Here is an 18681-nt window from a genome sequence, read left to right as displayed (position 1 = left end):
AGATCTGCCGCTTGCTTCCAACCCGCAGTACATTCTTCCGAGCTTGAGAAAATCCTCAGAATGGATTAAGCTGGTTGAGGGAGGACCTGTTCTTCAGCTTCCGGCACGTAGACGTACTCGCCATTTGCATCTTTGCTCTTGGCTCCGCCGTCCTTGCCGTAAAGCTTCTTCCTGATTACAAGGCACTCGTCCTTGAACTCGCATAATGTACAACTACCTTCAGGTATCATCATATCTTCGCAACTCAACCACCAGAGCTTTAACAAGTGAAGCTCGCGTCGGTTCAAGCCAATCTTCATTTCGTTTCGTCCTCCCAGTTTCGGGTTCCACAATTCTCTCACTTTAACGCACTGGGACAATTTTCTGCTTTATGAAACCAGAATTCAGATTTAAGAAATCCTCAGCCCAAGCCAGCAGGATTTTAGGTGAGCAACCTCAGCAGGTGGTCGTTCACCTGCTCCAAAAAACTCTCTTCCAAATCGAGTCCGTAATGCTCGGCCAAAACAAACACGCAATAGAGCACATCGTTCAACTCTTTCGCCAACGTCTCTTTGGGCTTCCTTTCGTTAGGAGGCCTAAAGCTCTCCAAACCTTTGACGACAGCTGCCACTTCTCCCGCCTCTTCAAGCAAGTCGGCGACAATGACAAATGCGTCACGGCTTTTGCCGTTCTCAACTCCCAGTCTATCATTGATCTTACGGAAAATCTTCCATGAAGCATGTTGCGCATCCTGCAAAGTCAAGGTCATATGCGATCATCTCTGCAAATGCAAGCTCTTCTGATAAGCGTTATATGCGTTGCCATTCACTCTTATTGTTCAGAGGGTGGAACTCAAACATGGAAGAACAGCCTCAGGAGATAGGCAAAGTCACGCATTACTTCACCAAAATAGGTGTGGCTGTAGTTGAGTTGACGGCGCCGCTCTCTGCTGGAGACAAGATACGCATTATGGGTCCAACCACAGATTTCGAGCAGACAGTCGAATCTATGCAGATCGAACACCAAAACGTGAAGGCGGCGAAAGCAGGCCAAAGCATCGGGTTGAAGGTCAAAGAGCACGTTCGAGAAACAGACTCCGTGTACAAGATAGTCTGATTGTGCGCCACGCCATTCAACATTTTTTCCTAGTCGTCAACATATGGAGCATTGTAGCCGAAACGTTCTTCTGCAGCCTTATTCAACATCTTTGTTGGAGAGATTGGAAATGAAACTGAAGGCGTTACTTCTAGCGTTGATCCTATTCGGCATCTTCATCTCCTCAGCAATCGCGTTGAGGCCAGCAACTGACAAGGTTTCAATCATAGTGCGATTCAAAGATAAAATCGACACCGAAACAATAGCGAAAGCAAATGGCCAAATCCTAAAAACCTACAAATCAATACCTGCCCTTGCAGCTCACGTAGACGCTGCGTCAGTTGACGTTTTGCGAACAAATCCAAACATAGCCTACGTTGAAACCGACAAGGAAAGGCGCATTCAAGGACGGTTAAACGAGGTTCAAGCAAAACCGGGCAGTGTGCAGCCTCCTCAAACTTTGCCTTGGGGCGTCGACCGCATAGACGCTGATCGAGTGTGGCACAGAAACGAAGGCGAAGGCACCAACATCGCCATAATCGACACGGGCGTGGACCCAGATCACCCCGATTTGATAGGTAATATTGAAGGCGTATTCTCAGCGGTGCCGCCAAAAGCGGACACAGTTGACGATCACTACGGACATGGCACACACGTTGCAGGCACAATAGCAGCTGTCAACAATGAAATCGGCGTAATCGGTGTGGGACCAAGAATCGACCTCTGGATAATCAAGGCTTCTGCGGGCGGCATTCTCCAACTCAAAGATTTGCTGGAGTCCTATGACTTTGTCATCAACACTTGGTTTGATAGTGACCTAAACAACAACATACAGGTGGTGTCCATGAGCTACGGCGGTGGCTACTCCCAAGCTGAGGATGAAATGCTTCACGAGGCGTGGGATATGGGCATAATCCTAGTTGCAGCCGCGGGCAACGAAGGAGGCGCAGTGATCTATCCAGCCGCTTTGCCCTTCGTAATAGCTGTCTCAGCCATGAACATGACTGACCAGATAACCAGCTGGAGCAACCGCGGACCCGAAATCGACCTGGCAGCACCTGGCTCACGCATAACATCAACCTATCTTAGAGGACAATACGCAACATGGAGCGGCACAAGCATGGCCACCCCGCATGTGAGCGCATCAGCAGCCTTAGCACTTGCAGCACACCCTGAAATGACGAGCTCAGAAATAGTTCAACTCATGTTCGACGAAGCCGAAGACCTAGGAGACCCAGGACTCGACATAATGTTCGGCCATGGATTGGTAGACGCCGAAGCAGTGGGCAAATAAACCCGCCTTCACACCTTCTCTTTTTCTTTGCTGCCACTGTAACTTTCAGATGAAAGCGGTCATTCCGCTATGTTTAAAAGAAATCCTAATCTTTCATAATCCACTTACATTTCAGAAAGAAGGAAGCAGCCTTGGTTGACATCTGGGTGCCCTACGGTAAAACCGAGATCTGCGCACGCATTCCAACACGCAACTATTTGGGCAACATTGAACCGAAAGAAAAAGAAGGCGTCAAAGACCCAAAGGCAGAAATTACGCGAGCGCTAAACGAACCGATCGGAACTAAACGGCTAGCTGAAATGGTCAATCCAGGCAGCAAAGTTGTCATTGTGGTTAACGATCAAACCCGCTCCACACCCAGCCATTTGATCTTGCCACCTGTCATCGAAGACTTGAACAAAGCAGGCATCCCGGATTCCGACATAACAATAGTTTTCGGATGCGGAACCCACAGAGCACCAAAGCCTGAGGAACAGAAAGTCATCCTAGGCGAAGAAACCCTCGGAAGAATCAAAACAGTAAGCCATGACTGCAAAGCCAAAGACCTAGTCTATTTAAGTAGAACCAAAACGCATCTGAACAAAGTTTACGTCAACAAAGTTTTTGCGGAAGCTGACTTTCGCATCCTGACAAACAGCATTGAACTGCATTATTATGCTGGTTACGGTGGCGGAAGAAAAAGCGTGCTGCCAGCTGTCTCAGGAGAGGAAACAATCCAACACAATCACGCTATGATTCTGAACCCAAAAGCAAAAACTGGCGTGTTGGAGGGCAACCCTGTGCATGAGGACATGGTTGAGGCAGCCAGACTAGCCAAGGCTGACTTTATCGTTAACGCTGTAACCAACAGTAGGAACGAAATCGTCAAAGCCTTCGCCGGCGATCTCGTACAAGCGTTCTCCGAAGGGGTCAAACTAGTCGACGAGATGTACAAAGTCCAAATCGAACGAAGAGCAGACATAGTTGTTGCGAGTTCAGGTGGACATCCACACGACATTGACCTTTACCAAGCACACAAAGGACTGGAAAACGCGCTAGAAGCCACGAAACGAGGCGGAGCAATTATTTGGGTGGCTGAATGCCCGGATGGTCATGGCAACGAAATCTTCTATGACTGGATGACCAAGTTCAAAGATCCGAAAGAAATGGAAACCGAAATCAAGCGTCATTTCAAACTAGGCGGGCACAAAGCGTACTACTTGGTCAAAGCACTGCAACGAGTTCAAGTCATCCTGGTTTCTACCTTGCCCGATTACCATGCTGTTGGAACTTTCAGACTTCGAACGGCTAGAGCGTTAAATGACGCCTTAAGAGACGCTTTCGATATTGTGGGCAAAGATGCAAGGGTTTGGGTGATGCCGCATGGAAATATCACTCTGCCCATTATTCAAACATCTGAACAGCCAGTACAAAACGCTTAACTCAAAGCAGTAATTAACCAATGAAGTCAGATGGCACGCAAATGGTTCAAACAACGTTCACGTTGAGGCGCTTCCAACCGGACGATTTGGAGAAAGTCATGCATATCAACCAGGTGTGCCTGCCAGAAAACTACTCTACCTACTTCTTCATGGAACTGTATGAACGCTATCCCGAAGCGTTCGTCGTAGCTGAAGTTGCTACTGAAATTGTAGGCTACATTACGTGCCGCATAGAAACCGGGCTTCCAGACTTCGGCTTGCTCGGCATAACCAAACGTGGGCATGTCATTTCAGTCGCTGTTTTGCCCCAATACCAACGGAGGGGCGTGGGCGAAGCTCTGATTCGCGAAGCCATGGTGCGCATGCGAACGTACAAGGCTAAAGACTGCTACCTTGAAGTACGTGTCAGCAACACGCCTGCCATAAACCTCTACAAGAAACTAGGCTTCGACACCTCAAGAACAGTGCAGGGCTATTACGCTGACGGCGAAGACGCCGCCATAATGACACGTAAGTTGCCTTCATTGTAGGAAAAACAACAACTCGTCCCTTGCGCACCAGTTATGTGAGTTCTGATCTGAGCCGAATTTCAAGATGAAAAGCCGCTTTTTGGAAAAAGCTTTTCTACCTCTACAAAACTGTATCCAATGATTCACGAGGGGAGAACCGAAATGGACAAAGACATAGCAGATTTCGCATTAACGTATGCCCAAAGCAAGAAAGTTGACTACGCAGAGGTCAGAGCGCACACTGAGAAACAAGAAGGCCTAGTTATGAAAAACGGCCTCTTAGACGCCTACGTTTCATCAGTAGACGACGGCTTCTGTGTGCGGATTCTAGCAGACGGTGGCATTGGCTTCGCTTCAACTAACAAGTGGACAAAGAACGAGGCCAAAACAATTGTTGACATGGCGCACAAATTCGCTAAGACGGCAAAACGCATGGAAAAAATCACGTTTGCTGAAGAAAAAAGCGTCAAAGCCAACTGGAAAGCTGAGGAGAAAAAGAAGATAGCAAACATATCGTCTGAAACCCGAATTGAAACAATGGCAGAAATCGACAAAGACTTGACCTCGCAGGGAATAAATGTTCCATCGAGAATGCTCAACTTCGGCTCAAATCTAGTAGAAAAATACTTTGCAAACACTGAAGGCTCGGTGATTTCATCGTATGTTCCGCGAATCAACGCTTTCGCCTTCGTAACAGTGGTTGAAAACGGCAAACCAGAACAGGCGTACAAGCAGTTTGGCTATGCTGGCGGATGGGAAGCGCTCGACCACTGGAAAATGAGTGAGCAGATGATTAACGAAGCAAAAGTGCTACAGCGCGTGATCAAAGAAGCCAAGGCTGTCAACCCCGGCAAGATGGATTTGGTTTGCGGATGTGAGGTCGCGGGCATCGCGGCGCATGAGTCTTGTGGACACCCAATGGAAGCCGACCGAATTTTGGGAAGAGAGATGAGTCAGGCAGGGCGATCGTTCATCTACCCAGGCGGGTCCTTCTGGTTGGGAACAAGAATCGGCAGCGAAGCAGTTACTGTCGTTGATGACCCCACGGTTAAGAATAGTTTTGGCTACTACGAGTATGATGACGAAGGCATCAAGGCTGGGCGCAGATGCTTGTACAAAAATGGCGTGATCAACGAGTTTTTGCACAATCGCGAGACTGGGGCAAGGTTGAAAGCGAGAAGCAACGGTTCTTCACGGGCTAACAATTATGATCGCGAAGCCATTGTGAGAATGGCAAACACGTTTGTTGAACCTGGCGACTTCACCGAGGAAGAAATCTTCAAGGACGTTAAGCAAGGCATATACATGAAATCGTTCACCGAATGGAACATCGACGACAAACGGTTCAACCAGCGTTACGTAGGACGCGAAGCTTACTGGATCGAAAAGGGCGAGCTAAAGCATCCTATAGCTCGACCCGTCATCGAGACTACTACAAAGATCTTCTGGACCGCCGTGGACGCCGTTTCCAAGAAGATTGAGTACAACGCAGCTACCTGCGGCAAGAGTGACCCCATGCAGGGCGTCCCTGTCTATACTGGTGGACCCATCATCAGGTTGAGAGGGGTGTATGTGAAATGAGCGAGCAACTAGCAAAAACTGAAGCAATCGTTAAGAAAGGCAAAACACTTGGCGCAGACGAAGTCATCGCTAGAACAACGTTAGGGCGTTACCGTCAAACAAGGTTCAGCAACAATGAAGTGGACATCACAGTAGCATGGAATGACTACGTCACCGATGTGGCGCTTTCTTGGCAAAAACGTCTAGTAGCAACGCAGATACACGATTTCAAGGACATTGACGCAACAATGAAACGCCTCTATCAGTTGGCAAAAGCTTCAAAAGAGAATCCAATGTACGGCGGCGTTGCCAAGGGCAAGTTTCGCTACGAAAGAAGCAAGGCGGACAAGTCTCTTGAGAACTTGAATCAAGCAGAATATGTTCATGAATCCATAGAAGCCGCACGCAAAGAAGCTGGACCCGACTTGAACGCTGGAGGAATTCTATTCACAAAGCTTGAAGACGTCTATCTGGCATCTTCTGAAGGTCCGACGGGCGAAGACCGCCGATCGGCGATTGAATTATCGATCAGAGCCTTTTCTCAGCAAGAAGCCTCTGGACATGGTGTTGAATGCAGCTCAACCGCTAAAGGCTTCGACCCGGCTAGAGCGGGCAAAAAAGCTGGAGAAATCGCTAAAATGGCGAAGAAGCCAAAAGCAGGAGTAGAAGGACGCTACGACATTATCTTCGACCCATTGTTCACGGGTGCGCTATTGGGAACGTGGGGTGGCATGACGTCCGCTTACGCCGTGATGATTCAAATGTCCATCTTCGTTGACAAACTAGGTCAGAAGGTTGCGTCTGATATGGTAACCATGCGTGACGTTCCCGCTCGGTATTCAATGAGCAATCGAGTGTTTGACGATGAAGGAGCGCCAGTGAAGGAAAACGTGTTAATCCACAAAGGCATGCTCAAAACCTTCGTGCACAACACCTCAACAGCTAAGATCTTCAAAACTGAAACCACAGGCAACGCTGGACTCGTGTTCCCGAGTCCATGGAACCTTGAACTAGACGCAGGTGACATGAGCAGAGAAGAAATGTTCAAAGACATGAAACGCGGCCTGTACCTAACAAACACGTGGTATACTCGGTTCCAAAACTATGCTAAAGGAGACTTCTCAACGATACCTAGAGACGGCATCTTCCTCATAGAAAACGGCGAAATCACACAATCATGGAAAGACGTACGCTTAAGCGACAACGCGCTCCAAATGCTCAACAATGTCGCGGGCATATCCAAGGAACGCCAACACGTGCACTGGTGGGGAGAAGCAGATCCGCCATCACTATCGCCATACATACTCATGAAAGACGTCCAAATAACAAGGCCAAAATAGGCGCCTCATGACACCTCACTCTCTTATTTTCCTTCCACCAGTTTTCCACAGCCATTTTGATGATGGTTGGCTCGATTTCACGAGGCGACATATCTTGGCGTTAGAAATCTGAGCTCTGGGTCACTGTGCTAATTTACATGAGCAAAAGAAAGCCAACTGGAGCCTAAGCGAAACAATTCTGTTTCTCTTTTCCTCTTTTTCTATTGCTTTCAGAGTTTAGATCGAGTGTACTTTTGACGAAACCAAGCTCCGAATTTTCGCAGCGCTTGAGCCCTGTGGGAGTGGTTGTTCTTTTCTTGCTGCGTCATTTCTGCGAAAGTCCTGTCGAGTTGGGCTGATGGTGCAAAGATGGGGTCGAAGCCGAAGCCATGTTTTCCTTGCTCTTTAGCGGTTATCTTTCCGTCGATTCTGCCGCTGAAACATTTAAGCGAGCTTGATTTGCCAGAGTCACAAAAAGCCACAATGGAGTGAAAGTATGCCTCTCGTTTGATGGTGTTTTTCATCACTTTCAAAATGCCCTCGTTGCCCAGTGTTTTGTGAACGTAAGAGGAGTAGGGTCCTGGGAAACCGTTGAGGGCTTGGATGAAGAGTCCAGCGTCTTCGACGAAGATATGCATTTTTGATTTCATTGCTGCTTCTAACGCGCTGGCTTTGGCAATTGCGTCTATATCATCGGCTTGGATCTCTTTGGTTTCCATGCTGAGCATGGCGGTTGAAATGTCGAACTCTTTGAGCACGGCTCGTGCTTCGTGAAACTTGCCCACGTTGCCTGTGACGAAGAATGCTATTTTACCTTTCCTCAATATAACGTCCCCTGCGCTCGATTTCTTGGATTTTTGCGAGGACTTTGGCTGCGGTTTCCTTTCCGACGGTCTCAGTGTATCCGGTTGTCACGGCTTCGAAGCACTTTTTGGCTAATCTGTGGTGTGTGCTTTGAAGTGCTCTTTTCATTAGGTGAAGGTCGACTCCGCGAATCTCCAGTTCCTCGGAGTGTTCGCCCAGTCCAAAGTCTACAAGGTAGATTTTCCTGTAAGATGTGAGAATCATGTTTGATGTGGTTAAGTCGCCGTGTATTATTCCGTGTTTGTGGAGGCGTCCGATTAATGTGCCGATGTGGCGGCATAAGCGTAGTTTTTCCTCGGGTGGCAAGGTGTTCAAGACCTGTTTGACCTGTTTGCCTTCGACGTATTCCATGATGATGTTTGACTCTGCTAAGTCTATCATGTAGATTGTGGGTGTTGGGACTCCGGCTTCTTTGGCTCGGTGAATGAGTGCGGGTTCGCGAAGTGTGCGCTGGGTTCTTACAGCTAGGTCAAGTTGTGGCAGTCGATATGCTTTTGGGAGTCGCCGTTTCATTACGACTTTGTGACCGTGCCACTGTTCGAGGTGGAGGTCGGCTTCGGCGCCTTTTCTAATGAGCACCATTGAGTTTTTTCACTCTGCCTCTTCGACCCACGGTACTGGAACTTGGTCTAGTCGCCATTTCAGTTTGACGATGCTTTTCTCTATTGGAGTGGTGATTCCGCTTTTGTAGGTTAAGGCGCCTGTCCATGCAATCATGGCTCCGTTGTCTAAGGCGTATTCTTTGGGCACGACGTTGAAGCGAGCGTTGTGTTCCTTTGCGATGATTTTCAGCATGGTTTGCAGTCGTTTGTTGGCTGCGACGCCGCCTGTTAATAGGACCTCGGGTTTTTCTGTGTGCGCCAAGGTGCGCTCTGTCACTTCGGTTAGCATTGAGAACGCGACTTCTTGAAGGCTGAAGCAAAGATCTCCCAGACCGTGCTTTGCGCTGCGCAAGGCTTGAACTGCGGCTGTGAGCAAGCCGCTGAAAGAAAGGTCCATGCCTTTGATTGTGAGCGGGAGCGGAACCAAAGTTTTGCCTGCTCTCGCTAGTTCCTCTATGATGGCGCCGAAGGGTCTGCCTGGGCTTTGCTTTAGTTCTGCTTCTCGTGCGAATACGTCGAGGCAGTTGCCAACTGCGATGTCTAGGGTTTCGCCGAATACGCGGTAGTATCTGTCTTCGTAGGCTGAGATGATTGTGTTGCCGCCTGACACGTATAGTGTGACTGGGTCTTTTGCGCCTGTGATTAGTTTGCCTATTTCGATGTGGGCTATGCTGTGGTTGATGCCGACTAGTGGGATGTGCAGGTATGTAGCTGTGGCGCGGGCGGCTGTGGCGCCTGTGCGTAGGCATGGTCCTAGTCCGGGTCCTTGTGAGAAGGCTACTGCTTTGATTTGGTTGGGGTGGATTTTGGCTTTTTTTAGTGCGTTGTGTATGACTTCGCCGGCTACTTCGGCGTGGTGTCTTGCTGCTTCTCTTGGGTGGATGCCGCCTTGGGTTGGTATGAAGGTGCTGGTGATGTTGGCTAGGATTTTGCCTTGGGATGTGGTTATGCCTGTGCTGAAGTCGTCGGCTGTGGATTCTATTCCAAGTATGTGTATGGGCTCTTTGGGCACGTTGCGGTTGGCTCCATGGTTTTTTTGGGTGGAAACACGTAGATTTTTATTCTATTGTTGTATACATATATGTCTGTAGATTTAAGGGGAAGATTGTAAGGGTTCGTTTGATCTATGCCTAAGCGTGATGATTTGGAGTACAAGGCTTTGTATTTTATTTCGCATACTCGGAGTCAGGGTGTGTTGCAGTCTGATTTGTGGCGTAGGTTGGGGGCTAGTAGTCGTGAGGGTTCGCGGATTGCTTTGAAGTTGGAGGTTAAGGGTTTGGTGCGGCGTGAGCGTGAGCTTCGTGGTGGGCGTTGGACTTATCGGTTGTTTCCGAAGCGTCAGCCGTCGTCGATTAATTCGATTATTGAGTGTCCGTGTCTCATGTGTAGTAATGATCCGCGTTGTGGGGCTTTTGGCGCGGTTTCTCCGATTGTCTGTGCCTCTTTGACTGATTGGGTTCATGTTTTGGCTGGGGAGCCGTTGGTTCCTATTGGTGACGCCTAGCCGTGCCTAAGAGTTGGGCGCGTGAGCGTCAGAGGGATTATTTTTATCGTCGGGCTAAGGAGGAGCAGCTTCGTTCTCGTGCTGCGTTTAAGTTGTCTGAGGCTGTTGAGCGGTACCGTTTGATTAGGCGGGGTGATGTGGTTGTGGATTTAGGCGCTGCGCCTGGTGGTTGGATGGTGGCGGCGTTGTGGGCTGTGGGTGAGCGTGGTTTTGTTTTGGGTGTGGATGTCCGGTCTGTTGAGCCGTTTGAGGCTGAGAATTCCCGGTCCATTATTGCTGATGTGACTGAGCCTGAGGTTGTTGATACTATTCGTGGTTTTTTGCCGGATGGCTTAGCGGATGTGGTGGTGTCTGATGTTTCGCCTAATGTGTCAGGTATTTGGGAGGTTGATCAGGCGAGGCAGTTGGATTTGGCTCGGCGTTCGTTGTATGTGGCTGCGTGTGTGTTGAGGAGGGGTGGGAATGTTTTTTTTAAGGTTTTTCAGGGTGATATGTTGGATGGTTTTGTTTCTGATATGCGTCGGGAGTTTCGTGTGGTTCGGTTTTTGAAGCCTAAGGCTAGTCGGAAAACGAGCAGTGAATTGTTTTTGATGGGTTTTGATAAGCTATAGTGGCTTATTGTCTAGTATGGTAGTGTGGCTTGGGTGATTTCGGTTCTTTCTTTCATTTTTTCTGCTGCGTATTGTGTGAGTTCTCTGAATTGCACATCAGTGAGTATGTTTTTGGCTCGGGCTAGGATTTCGAGTGTGATTTCTTTGAAGACTTTGTCGCTGCTGCCGTTTTTTGCGTCGTCGATTAATTCTTTACATGCCATGTAGAGTGCTTCGTTCATTTTTTGTTTCAGGTCTCCTTTTTGTGTTGTGTTTGAGGGTGTTTTAGATGATGTTTTCATGGGCTAATAGTTTGCGACATAGGAATACTGATTCGGAATATGGAGAAAGTGATGGACTTTTGTTAATGTTTAACGTGTGGGAGTAGGGTTAGTATGAGTGCAGAAAAAATTTTTCAGTGTTAAAGCTAGACTTTTCTGTTTGTGTTTTGGGGTTTGTTGCTGGTTCTGTATGGTGTTTCCCGGGCTGTTTGCGCGTGTTTTGTGGTGCGGTTCAACATAGTTTAGCGTGGCATTTAACATAGTTATGCGTGGCTGTCGGGCATGTTGAGCGGTTGCGGGAAAACGAATTTCAAAAGAAGAAGGCGCTAATCCCCTTATACTTTCTTCTACCATTTTGTAGTGCATTTAGCGGCTAAAGGCTGTGTGGATGTCGTCGTCAAACTGTTCCTAGTGACATCAACAAGGTTGGGCATTGTGCTTTGGAGTCTGTTCGGGTTTTTGTATGGTGTTTTGGGTTCTGTTTGCGCGTTGTCTTGTGTCAGGTCTCGTCACTGTTTAGGCATGGTTTCGTCAAGGACGGCGTGTGGGGCTGGTTTCTGTTTCAGATGTTATTAACTTCGGCTTAGAACAAGTAATAATACCGAGGTGGTTTCGGTTCAGAGGCTGAGTTCTTTCAGAAGTTGTTGTGTGGTTCAAGAAAGCTTAATTAATCGATGTTTTTCATTATTGCAAACGGCGCTTCTGGCCCGACAAGGCAGCCCTGGTAGTATAGTCCGGTCACAGTGAGGAACTTCCTCAATGCCGGAATAGTATAAGCGGCTGTCGCCCGCTGGACATCACAGAGAAAATATGCTTTGTGACAAGAGCCGGGTTCAAATCCCGGCCAGGGCGCCATAATTTCACGTGGTTGTGTATTATGATTCATTTGGGAGATTAATTTGTTCGACTTTGATGTTCTAGAACATGTTTCCATAAGGCATATATGCACAATGTCCTAAATCATGATTTTTGGACGCTCTTAAGAGAGAAATGTAGGAAACGGGTTGACTGTTATGGGAAAATCGTGTCAAAAGACACCTGCATTATTGGTGACTACTGACTGGCAACGGGGAATGTTTCGCTTGTTTCTCTCAGGTGAGCGTGCTAAAAAAAAGGAAAGAGAGTGAAAAAAGTGTTGAACTCTAAGAAAATTGCTCGATTGACAAAAATTGCTTTGCTTGTTGCTCTGGTTTCGTTCGCTTCGCTGCCGTTTCAAGCGCCAAGTGTTTCTGCTCTTGAACACAAGCAGATTCATCCGTGGATGTGCTCGCAGGCTGCGAGCCTTGTTCCTTCGCTTTCATCGATGCGCAATGAGATTGACACCTTCATTGGTCAGATACGGGCTGGAGCCACTCATGAGGATGAACTCGATCACGTCTACTCCCATTTAACACATGATATAATGGGTGTGCTCGCTATTCCGCACTTTTGGGATGCTGACGGGGGTCCAAATGATCCGGTAAAAGGTCTTCCCGAAGCTTTGGAACAATCTTTGGAACGAATATACGGTGAGATACCAGACGAATTCCCCAACGCCTACCAAAAAGCGAGCGCGTTGTTTCACTACGCTCGTGTTGCTTACTTGGTTGACAATGACAAGTCTATGGCTTACGAGTATCTGGGTCATGTGGCTCACCTCATCGGAGACATGATTCCTGCGCATGTTCATGAAGACTTCCATGTGTCTTATGAGGGCGTCAATCTGCCTGGGGGAGACGACTGCTACGAACACTGGATTTACGAGACAAATGCTTATGCCAATTGGTATGTCGACTCTCCATCGTGGCTTTTGTCTCCAGTAAGAGGTGGCTTGGTCAAGTTTCCCGAGACTGTTGAACAAAATATGCGGAATGGAGATTGGGCTGCTGCAGTGTACTATCTGATGTACACCGCAAATCAGCACGCCGACTATTTCGCTTCAGACGACTACGACGGCGACAAGGATGACCCTGAAGTCTGGATGGGCGGATATAGGGCTTGGCCATCTTCCCCCGTATATATAGGAGATCTGGAGGACAACGATCACGGATATTGGGGTGACACACTGGACGATGATGACAACGACCGTGACTTTCAACTTTCCGAGATCGCCAAGTATGTGATGGTCTACGGCATACGTGCAATTGCGACTCTCTACCAGATCTTCTATGAATCGGTCAACTGGCCTCAGGTGGAAGTGACAATCTCAGACTATAGCGGAGACGATGAAGCCCATTGGAGATGGGTTAAACTTAACCTGCAATATAGCGTGGGAGCAGCTGAACTAGCCAGCGACTTGGAGTGCAGATTCAGAAACGAAAACGAAGCTTGGCACGACAATTGGGAGACAATCTCTAACACGAAGCCTTGGACTCTTTCAGCAGGGGACGATTTGAAGACCGTCTCGTGTCAAGTCAGAAATCTGATGGGATTGACGAATGCGGACGACGATACAATTTACCTTAGGCAGGAAGGGGCGCCTCAAGTCTTCCATTACACCCTTTCTGGCACAGGCGTCGCATACTACGGGGCCGTAGTGGATTTCATCGTGAGATACGTCAAAGTCAAAAGGACCTCAGGCGACGGAGATGTGGAGCTTTACATCGAAACCTTTGTCAGCGACGGGCGAGACGGCCAAGGCCCAGAAGGACACGGCAACATGTACGTACCTCGACATCGTGAACCAGGCCCTGGAAGCTACTATCCACTGCATCCCGACGAAAACTACGGTTGGGGAGACGGCGTACTAGCCCTCAACATTCCAGGCGGCGGAGATCTCTGGCACAGCATTCCTGTCACGCCTGGAGAGCCAGTGAGGCTGCACACACGCGGACGCGACGACGACTATGGACCAGATGACGCGCTGGGTCATGTCTGGCTTGGGCCCTTCACCGTTCCCACTGACCCTGGGACATACACTCTTGCCGAAGGATGGTACGAGAACAGCGACTATGGGATAAACGTTTTAATCGTCGCAACAGTTGCGTTAGATCTCACCCAGGCATCTTGGGGACCACATGAAGCAGCTGTAGATTATGGGCGGCCTCCAACTCACGTAGAGACAGCGCCTACAGACTCGTTCTCTCAGTGGCAGGCAACAATCCACGACAATTCCGCAATAAACTATGCAATGATTGACACAGGAGACTTTTTTGACTCCGCCCAACCTAACGGCCCGTACTTCTGGTGTTGGCTTGATGGGCAACCCGACATGGTAGTGGTTGTACTAGGCCAGGAGCAGTTGTTCATGACAGACCCCGACGGTCAGAGAATCGGCATGTATAGGCATCTCCGTCGCTTTCTTAGAACTCTTCAAATACCTATCGAAGTCGACTTAATGGTCACAGATATATATAACGAAATTCCTGGAGCCAGCTTCTGGAACATTGACATAGACGACGACGGGGTCGAGGATACAGTGTTCGTCTTCGACAGCAGAAAAGGGGGAACCTACACTTTCCAAATGTCGCGGACCGAAGAAGCCACCTTGACAGACCGCTGTTCAATCGCAGTACTCACAAGATATCGTAAGCACGAGCCTTTACAAATCTGGCCTACACCCGCACCTCGGTTCTCATGGCTGGTTAAAGACACGCTGGTGAACGCAGTTCCATCAGCGCCAATAACAACCGTGTCAAGTAGTTTTGGAGTTGACCTTCCACCCAATGCTAATGCAGGAGGACCCTACGCAGCAACAGAGAGCGCAACAATCAACTTCGACGCAAGCAGCTCCAACGACCCAAACCGTGACCCAATAACGTACAGATGGGACTTCGAAAACGACGGAACATGGGACACCGACTGGTCAAGCAGTCCAACCGCGTCTCACATGTGGCTCGATGACTGGACAGGCACAGTCAAAGTTGAAGTCGGAGCCCGAACATATACCGACACCGCAACAGCCACAGCCACCGTCTCCAATGTAGCACCGACAGCTAACGCCGGACCAGACCAACTTGTGGCTCCGGGCAGTGAAGTCCACTTTAGCGGCAGCTTCACAGATCCCGGGGTGGTAGACACCCACACGATTGAATGGAACTTCGGCGACGGCACAACAGCCACTGGCACGTTGACGCCAACCCACGCATACTCTGAAGCTGGAAAATACACAGCCACCCTAAGAATCACAGACAACAACGGCGACACTGGAACAGACACATTAACAATCAACACAGGAGTAGAAATCTCCATCGACCCAGAAGCGGCTTTCGCCTTTCTAGGACAAACCGCAACCTATAACATCGTCATCCATCACCTAGGAAACACCGAAGATACATACAACCTTGCACTGTACGGAATAAATCCCGCATGGTGCTCGATGCCACATTCAGTCACACTTAGTCCAGACCAAACTGAAACGGTGTCTTTTACAATTTCAGCACCGTACACGGCAGCCTATGGTGGTTACAGATTCACCCTAATAGCAACGTCTCAAGCCGACCCCCCTGTCTTAGGCATGGCAGACGCAGACTTAATCGTTGGTTCCCACATACATCCTCTGTCAAGCATGATCACAAGTCTAAGAGAATACGTCACCTCCCTGTACGAAAGCGGAAACATAAACCAGTACAAGTTCGAACGCATAATGAGTGATCTCGGCAAAACTGAGATCAATGTTGGCGACATACTAAACTATCTCGAAACAGTCAGACCAGGATTCGATGACAAAGTCGAAGGCCTCAACACCCTAAAATCAGGCGTCCTCAGACTAGAGTATCTCATAAAGGACCTGCAAAACTGGGTTAAGTACGGCCAAATGCCCAGCGACCTCGCCAACCAGATCATTCAACAACTAACAGCCATAAACAACGAAATGACCCAAATAGCCAAGTCTGAAGCATACGCCGAAAAGATGCTCGCTGTTGCAGCGATACAAGACGCAGAGGCAAGAGGTAAATACGCGCCTTGGCTGTGGAACGAAATCGCATACATAGACCAATACCTTGCCCAAGCTGATTACTGGCTTACAAAAGGCTGGCTCTCAAAAGCCGTCGACTACTACAAAACCACCTTCTACTACTCTCAGTGCACAGTCAAAAGCGCATGGCACTGGTCATGGAACATCAGCCGCGAAGACTGGATAGACCAACTCGAACAAAATCAATAGAAGCTTAAGTCACAACCCTCTTTTTTTTAGATTTGGATCATGTGCTGCCGACAAAGGGAATACAGATATCTGTTTCCGAATTTTTTTCGGGTTATCTCCCGGCACCACCAAAATCCGTGGTTTGTTCAGGGATTTGAAGTTTTTATCGGTTCTCGGCCAGGGCGCCATATTCATAGCAACTCGGGTTTACTACTGGAGTTTACCCCCTCTGCTGTCTCTAGTTCAAGCGTGACCTCAGCACGCTTAATCATCTTCAAAACCTTAGCGTCTGGAACCTCAGCTGAACTAACATTAATCACGTCACGTGCATCATCAACGGAAACACTTGCCAAAGCTGACTCTAGCCCCACTTACTACGTACATCACGGGGGAAAAGCCAAATTTAACCTATTTTGGCGAAAAGAACCGTAGGAATAGAACCATGTCGAAAACACGTTCTTAAATTGCGCCAGATCTGGTCAATGGGCACCTGCAAGGAGTGGATTTGAACACTCGAGAAACTGGTGATATCCCCCGCGAACTCACTTTTTTCTATTTCGGGATCTGTTAGGATTTTTCCAATCTTGCTTCAATTTTCTTCAGTCTTTCGAATAAGGCACCCGCCATAGCGCAGAAGCCACCTGATAATAGCCAAATGCCTCCAACCAAGGGTAGAGCGATGCCTGGAGAGGAGAACCATATTGCAAGACTGATGAAGATTAAACCTGAAACGAAGCAGATGTGGCTAAACCACCATTCACCTTTTGTCAGACACCTTGGCACTTCTTTACCTCCACTCTTAACATTGATGAAGCTTAGTTTAACTCTTGTCTCTTGCGGTGTTCGTTCTAAAGAATGTTGTTGGCGCCGGGTGTGGGATTTGAACCCTATGAGGAGTGGTGATGGCACCACCGACTCCCACAAAATCCCTTTTTTCTGTTTTTGGTCCTTGCAGAAAAGGTCTTATCTTCAACTTGAAATAACCTCAGAGAGAGGTTTATTGTGTCTCGAAACAAGCAGCAATTTGGTTCAGTCAAACTGGCGAGAGCTCGGAACGCAGCTGACCTTAAACGCATTTTCAAAGACCCATGGCTGAAGACAGACACGGTGATTATCAAGCCCAATTAGGTGCAGGTAAATCTTGGCCTCTTCACGGATGGCGACACACTGCGCTTGCTGTTTGCGCGCGCTTTAAATTCAGGAATCACAGAGGGTTCAAGTCATGATAAAGAATTCCGCTTCTAGAGACCATCATACAGATTATCCACTTCGTTCTGCTGGAAGAAGAATGATTACAGAAGTTCCAATTGCAGGAGAGAACGAAACTGTTGAGAATATTATGGATAGGTTAGGGAAAGAAAGTCAGCATTTGAAGACTATCAACTACATATACGTAGTAGATGAAAATGAAAGATTAATCGGAGTCATATCTATAAGGGAAATCTTTACCCACCCTAAAGAAACCGAACTGGAAAAAATAATGAGGAGAAATTTGATCACGGTCAGCCCGGAAACTGATGAGGCGAAGGTGGCTGACATAGGTCTAAAGCACAACATAAAAGCGGTTCCAGTTGTCAAGAACAGAAAGCTTTTGGGCGTTGTTCCATCAGACAGAATGTTGTCAATCCTGAATAGAACGCTACTTGAAGACATATTTCATTTTGCTGGAATCCATAAATCTCATCTTGATTTTGAAAACACCATGGCTGAGCCTTTTCTTCAGAGAATTAAACATCGCATCCCATGGCTTTTAGTCGGTCTTTTTGGGATAATCCTAACTGCAGGCTTCATAAGCGCCTTTGAGACAACCTTGGAAAAAGTCCTTATACTTACGTCTTTTATTCCCGCAGTTGTGTACATGAGTGCTGCAATGGGAGAGCAAACCACAACTCTTTTTGTTCGAGACATAGCATTCTTAGGAAAGGAAATTAGGTTCAGGCTCTACTTTCTCAAGCAGTTGTCAACCTGCTTTGTAGTAGGCTTGATAATTGGTGGAATAGTCTTTTCTATTGTTTCAGTTTTTTGGGGGGACCCCTTCATAGGATTCATTGTCGCCTTGTCTATGATAGTAGCCTTCATATTCTCCACGTCTTCAGCTCTTTCAATAGTCTTTACATTAAACAAGATGAAATTGGACCCTGCTCTTGGAGGTGGTCCTTTTGCCACAGTTGTTTCAGATGCGATGAGCATAGTAATCTATTTGGTTATAGCCACTTTGTTGCTTGGTTAGAGAGATTGCTAAGCAGGATACCTGAACAATACAGAAGCATCTTTGTGCCGATTTTTCTTTCACCAGTTCAGAAAAGAGCTGAGCAGTGGGAATTTTTGCCCGCACCAAAGTGGAGAATGATCTACTCTTATGGTCTGAAATGGCTGCCGGAAGGTTACAAGGAGCTCATTAGGTAAGCAATGAGTATTAGGAGCTTTTCAGTGAGAGATTTTGACAGAAGATTGAAGGCTATTAGAGAAATATGGCACAAAACTGTGCTTAAAATAGAAGATGAAACCCGATTAACACCTAATCAGATTTCTAAATACTACGTTGAAAAAATACTTCGCACAACTTGGGTTCCTTCACGTCATTAAAAGAGATAGGCG

19 protein-coding genes and 1 tRNA gene are annotated in these 18681 nt (G+C 47.8%); 12 read left to right on the top strand and 8 right to left on the bottom strand.

Features of this window, described 5'->3' with window-relative positions:
• Positions 1-65: 65 nt before the first annotated feature.
• Together VJ249_07810 and VJ249_07805 are read right to left on the bottom strand one after the other, a co-directional pair.
• Complete coding sequence (locus VJ249_07810) at positions 66-332, bottom strand: hypothetical protein (GenBank protein ID HKZ94467.1); 267 nt, start codon at positions 330-332, stop codon at positions 66-68.
• A gap of 89 nt (positions 333-421) precedes the next feature.
• Positions 422-748 carry a MazG nucleotide pyrophosphohydrolase domain-containing protein gene (locus VJ249_07805; protein ID HKZ94466.1) on the bottom strand — a complete coding sequence of 109 codons (327 nt, stop codon included), beginning with the start codon at positions 746-748 and terminating at the stop codon, positions 422-424.
• 89 nt (positions 749-837) lie between these two features.
• Between VJ249_07805 and VJ249_07800 the strand changes: the two genes are divergently transcribed.
• The 6 genes from VJ249_07800 (at position 838) to VJ249_07775 (ending at position 7198) form a co-directional block, all read left to right on the top strand.
• Complete coding sequence (locus VJ249_07800) at positions 838-1095, top strand: U32 family peptidase C-terminal domain-containing protein (GenBank protein HKZ94465.1); 258 nt, start codon at positions 838-840, stop codon at positions 1093-1095.
• A gap of 109 nt (positions 1096-1204) precedes the next feature.
• Positions 1205-2368 carry a S8 family serine peptidase gene (locus VJ249_07795; GenBank protein HKZ94464.1) on the top strand — a complete coding sequence of 388 codons (1164 nt, stop codon included), beginning with the start codon at positions 1205-1207 and terminating at the stop codon, positions 2366-2368.
• A 131-nt stretch (positions 2369-2499) separates the two neighbouring features.
• Positions 2500-3789: a nickel-dependent lactate racemase gene (larA, locus tag VJ249_07790; protein HKZ94463.1), complete on the top strand. Its 1290-nt coding sequence runs from the start codon at positions 2500-2502 to the stop codon at positions 3787-3789.
• A gap of 20 nt (positions 3790-3809) precedes the next feature.
• Positions 3810-4319: a ribosomal protein S18-alanine N-acetyltransferase gene (gene rimI / locus VJ249_07785; protein ID HKZ94462.1), complete on the top strand. Its 510-nt coding sequence runs from the start codon at positions 3810-3812 to the stop codon at positions 4317-4319.
• A gap of 141 nt (positions 4320-4460) precedes the next feature.
• Positions 4461-5879 (top strand): TldD/PmbA family protein, encoded by a 1419-nt coding sequence (locus VJ249_07780; protein ID HKZ94461.1) that lies wholly within the window; start codon positions 4461-4463, stop codon positions 5877-5879.
• Positions 5876-7198, top strand: a complete 1323-nt coding sequence (locus VJ249_07775) for a TldD/PmbA family protein (GenBank protein HKZ94460.1) — start codon at positions 5876-5878, stop codon at positions 7196-7198. The genes VJ249_07780 and VJ249_07775 overlap by 4 nt, the downstream gene beginning before the upstream one ends.
• 209 nt (positions 7199-7407) lie before the next feature.
• Here VJ249_07775 and VJ249_07770 read toward each other — a convergent pair whose 3' ends face one another.
• Genes VJ249_07770 through kae1 form a run of 3 tightly spaced genes read right to left on the bottom strand, consistent with a single transcriptional unit; the run spans position 7408 to position 9640 of the window.
• A complete protein-coding gene (locus tag VJ249_07770) occupies positions 7408-8001 on the bottom strand; it encodes an XTP/dITP diphosphatase (GenBank protein ID HKZ94459.1) in 594 nt (197 codons plus the stop codon).
• Positions 7988-8623 (bottom strand): KEOPS complex kinase/ATPase Bud32, encoded by a 636-nt coding sequence (locus tag VJ249_07765; protein HKZ94458.1) that lies wholly within the window; start codon positions 8621-8623, stop codon positions 7988-7990. Before VJ249_07765 ends, VJ249_07770 begins: the two co-directional genes overlap by 14 nt.
• 9 nt (positions 8624-8632) lie before the next feature.
• Positions 8633-9640 carry a KEOPS complex N(6)-L-threonylcarbamoyladenine synthase Kae1 gene (kae1, locus tag VJ249_07760; protein HKZ94457.1) on the bottom strand — a complete coding sequence of 336 codons (1008 nt, stop codon included), beginning with the start codon at positions 9638-9640 and terminating at the stop codon, positions 8633-8635.
• 129 nt (positions 9641-9769) lie between these two features.
• Here kae1 and VJ249_07755 point away from each other — a divergent pair, with 129 nt between their 5' ends.
• Positions 9770-10147, top strand: coding sequence for a transcriptional regulator (locus VJ249_07755; protein HKZ94456.1), 378 nt, complete (start codon positions 9770-9772; stop codon positions 10145-10147).
• 2 nt (positions 10148-10149) lie between these two features.
• Entirely contained in the window at positions 10150-10758 is a 609-nt protein-coding gene (locus VJ249_07750; protein HKZ94455.1) for an RlmE family RNA methyltransferase, read from the top strand.
• 11 nt (positions 10759-10769) lie between these two features.
• Here VJ249_07750 and VJ249_07745 read toward each other — a convergent pair whose 3' ends face one another.
• Positions 10770-10979, bottom strand: coding sequence for a hypothetical protein (locus VJ249_07745; protein ID HKZ94454.1), 210 nt, complete (start codon positions 10977-10979; stop codon positions 10770-10772).
• 757 nt (positions 10980-11736) lie between these two features.
• Between VJ249_07745 and VJ249_07740 the strand changes: the two genes are divergently transcribed.
• Positions 11737-11873: transfer RNA gene (locus VJ249_07740), tRNA-Asp, on the top strand.
• A gap of 268 nt (positions 11874-12141) precedes the next feature.
• Positions 12142-16104, top strand: coding sequence for a PKD domain-containing protein (locus tag VJ249_07735; protein ID HKZ94453.1), 3963 nt, complete (start codon positions 12142-12144; stop codon positions 16102-16104).
• Between the two features lie 170 nt (positions 16105-16274).
• Here the strand turns inward: VJ249_07735 and VJ249_07730 are convergent, their stop codons facing one another.
• Together VJ249_07730 and VJ249_07725 are read right to left on the bottom strand one after the other, a co-directional pair.
• Positions 16275-16454, bottom strand: a complete 180-nt coding sequence (locus VJ249_07730; protein HKZ94452.1) for a hypothetical protein — start codon at positions 16452-16454, stop codon at positions 16275-16277.
• A 196-nt stretch (positions 16455-16650) separates the two neighbouring features.
• Positions 16651-16866: a hypothetical protein gene (locus VJ249_07725; protein HKZ94451.1), complete on the bottom strand. Its 216-nt coding sequence runs from the start codon at positions 16864-16866 to the stop codon at positions 16651-16653.
• 219 nt (positions 16867-17085) lie between these two features.
• Here VJ249_07725 and VJ249_07720 point away from each other — a divergent pair, with 219 nt between their 5' ends.
• Together VJ249_07720 and VJ249_07715 are read left to right on the top strand one after the other, a co-directional pair.
• The gene (locus VJ249_07720) at positions 17086-17211 is read left to right on the top strand and encodes a hypothetical protein (GenBank protein ID HKZ94450.1); all 126 of its coding nucleotides are present in this window, start codon (positions 17086-17088) and stop codon (positions 17209-17211) included.
• 160 nt (positions 17212-17371) lie between these two features.
• A complete protein-coding gene (locus tag VJ249_07715) occupies positions 17372-18313 on the top strand; it encodes a CBS domain-containing protein (protein ID HKZ94449.1) in 942 nt (313 codons plus the stop codon).
• Positions 18314-18681 lie beyond the last annotated feature (368 nt).

This window comes from Candidatus Bathyarchaeia archaeon, assembly GCA_035283685.1.
In the GTDB taxonomy this organism is placed as follows: Archaea; Thermoproteota; Bathyarchaeia; order Bathyarchaeales; family Bathyarchaeaceae; genus DATETJ01.
The sequence above is the reverse complement of the archived record's forward strand: the minus strand, read 5'-3'. Positions and strand labels throughout refer to the sequence as shown.